The sequence below is a fragment of the Cellulomonas massiliensis JC225 genome, from assembly GCF_000312005.1.
Lineage (GTDB): Bacteria > Actinomycetota > Actinomycetes > Actinomycetales > Cellulomonadaceae > Cellulomonas > Cellulomonas massiliensis.
In genome coordinates this window covers 731,755-733,390 of record NZ_HE978588.1, presented here as the reverse complement: position 1 = coordinate 733,390, position 1,636 = coordinate 731,755, and the positions used below count along the sequence as shown (strand labels likewise).

The 1,636-nt window shown below is 73.8% G+C and carries 2 protein-coding genes and 1 pseudogene; 2 read left to right on the top strand and 1 reads right to left on the bottom strand.

Going from position 1 to position 1,636, the window contains the following annotated elements; translation table 11 throughout:
• Nucleotides 1-28 precede the first annotated feature (28 nt).
• Nucleotides 29-496 carry a DUF4383 domain-containing protein gene (locus tag HGCM_RS03475; RefSeq protein WP_019135494.1) on the bottom strand — a complete coding sequence of 156 codons (468 nt, stop codon included), beginning with the start codon at nt 494-496 and terminating at the stop codon, nt 29-31.
• A 175-nt stretch (nt 497-671) separates the two neighbouring features.
• Between HGCM_RS03475 and HGCM_RS03470 the strand changes: the two genes are divergently transcribed.
• Nucleotides 672-1,241 carry a DinB family protein gene (locus tag HGCM_RS03470; protein ID WP_019135493.1) on the top strand — a complete coding sequence of 190 codons (570 nt, stop codon included), beginning with the start codon at nt 672-674 and terminating at the stop codon, nt 1,239-1,241.
• Between the two features lie 186 nt (nt 1,242-1,427).
• Nucleotides 1,428-1,636 (top strand): annotated as a pseudogene (locus HGCM_RS19630) (hypothetical protein); the annotation flags it as partial.

The following is a 1,636-nucleotide window of genomic DNA, read 5'->3' as shown; positions in this document are numbered from 1 at the left end:
GAGCGCCGCGCCGCCGAGCCTGGCCGCGTCAGGCACGGGGCTGCTGGCTCCCGGCCGTGGTCGCCTCGGACCGGCGGCGCGCCGGCCACAGCGCGATGAGCAGGCCGGCGAGCGCGCTGACCAGGTGCAGGCCGTTGTCCGCGCCGTTGATGTTGAGGATGTTCGCGTCCGGGTTGTTCGCGACGATCAGGCCGTACACGAAGGCCGCGCCGTACCCGACGAAGAGGATCCACCCGAAGGTGCGGGCCTGGGCGAGCGTGCGCCACAGCAGCAGCCCCAGCAGCCCGATGACGATGTGCACGATGTTGTGCAGGGGGTTGATCGCGAACCCGAGCAGCGTCTGGCTGTGGTCGTGCTCCGTGAAGTCGTCGAAACCGGTGATCGCGAAGCCGACCAGCCCGACGAGCAGGTACACGATGCCGATGACGAGGGCCAGCCACTGGGCCGGGTGGCGCGTCCGCGTGGACGTCGAGCCGGACGTGGACGAGGTGGTCATGGGAGTCCTCCCGCGTGCGCGGCCCCTGGCGGACGGCCCGGGGCCGGCGGGGCGCCTCTGCTGGACGCGGTCGTCCCAGCATGTCGGCACGCTGCGGGGCCCGCATCCCGGACGGGTGCCACGGACCGTCGGGAACCCGGCGAGTCGCGTGGCGGGCGTCGCTAGGGTGCCTGCCATGAGCGACGCACCGGGCACCCAGGCAGGCTCCGAGGCAGGCACCGAGGCAGGCTCCGGCATCGAGCCGGACACCAAGGACTGGACGTGGGTGCTGCACGAGCGGTGCCCCGAGTGCGGGTTCACGGCGTCGGACGTCGACCCGCGGACCATCGGGGCGACCGTGCGCGACCTGCTGCCGCGCTGGGCGGGTGCGCTGCACCGCCAGGGCGCGCGGGTGCGGCCCGCGCCCACCACGTGGTCCACGCTGGAGTACGGCGCGCACGTGCGGGACGTCTTCCGGGTGTTCGACGAGCGACTCCAGCTGATGCTCGAGCACGACGACCCGCAGTTCGCGAACTGGGACCAGGACGCGACCGCGCTCGCCGAACGCTATGACCAGCAGGACCCGGTGGTGGTGGCCGACGAGCTGGTCGAGGCCGGCGAGGCGATCGCCGCGACCTTCGACTCCGTCGGCGAGCGCTGGGACCGCACCGGCCGGCGCAGCAACGGCTCGGTGTTCACGGTCCGCACCCTCGGCCAGTACTTCCTGCACGACGTCGTCCACCACCTGCACGACGTGCGCGCCTGACGCGCTGACCTGCGGGCCGGTGCCGTCTTCCACACGTCGTCCACAGGCCACCCACCGTCGTGACCGGCGTTTCCCCAGCGTCGTCCACAGGCGCTGTGGACGAACGCTGCTCCGGTCGGGCGAACGCGGGGAGCGGTGACCTGCCCGAAACACGGCGGCAGCAATCGCGCCCTACGGTCGGGCGGCATGGGCCGACCTCCGGTGCTGCCGCAGGACCTCGACGGCCGTTTCGTGCTCGCCCTGCCGCGCGGCACGGACGTCCTGCCGCTCGTCCGCGCGTGGTTCGCCGAGGCGTCGGGCGACGTGCCGGCGCCGCGCCCGCCGTCGCCCCCGCAGCGTGCCGTGGGTGCCCGGTTCCGTGGCATCGCGGTCGACGAGCCGCCGGCCGCGCCCGC